This is a genomic window from Bradyrhizobium sp. 23 (assembly GCF_023073295.1).
Classification (GTDB): domain Bacteria; phylum Pseudomonadota; class Alphaproteobacteria; order Rhizobiales; family Xanthobacteraceae; genus Bradyrhizobium; species Bradyrhizobium canariense_D.
The window spans coordinates 1-515 of the sequence record NZ_JADPJF010000135.1; the positions used below are offsets into that span (position 1 = coordinate 1).

Genomic DNA, 515 nt, shown 5'->3' on the forward strand with positions numbered 1-515 from the left:
ATGTCCTGTGCGGCGGACGATCTCCTTGAGCGGCACACCGTCGCTGACGAGAGCCGTAATTACGGCATGGCTGTCCTGGCGCCGCAGATAGCCCTGATGGCGCAGCTTTTCCGCGCAGGTCAGCAATTCCGGGTTGATCGTTGTCGCTCCGATTGCGGTTCGGATTCTGTTCATGGAGCGGCGCACCGCATCAAGGAAGGCCGCGCTCGCATTTTCCATCAGATGCCAGCGGTCGGCGACTTGGATGGCGTTCGGCAGCGCCTTGGCTGCTGCCTCGCCGTATCCACCACCGCGATCTCGCGACACAATGTTGATCGCTGGGTGCCTCGATAGCCACGCCCGAACGGTCGCAGTCTCCCTATCGGGCAGCAGGGTAACGATCCGCCGGCGCTCCAAATCGCACACGATCGTCCCGTATCGATGATTTCTCAGGAACGCCCAGTCATCGATGCCCACAACAAGCAATGGATCTGTCGGCATCGCCGTCCGCCGGCGGACCACCCGCAGCAAGGTAT

Annotated in this window: 1 protein-coding gene; it reads right to left on the bottom strand. The window is 61.9% G+C overall.

What is annotated here, in order from left to right:
• Window positions 1–515 (bottom strand): transposase (locus IVB32_RS32650; RefSeq protein ID WP_247412699.1); only part of this gene is annotated, 515 nt, incomplete at both ends.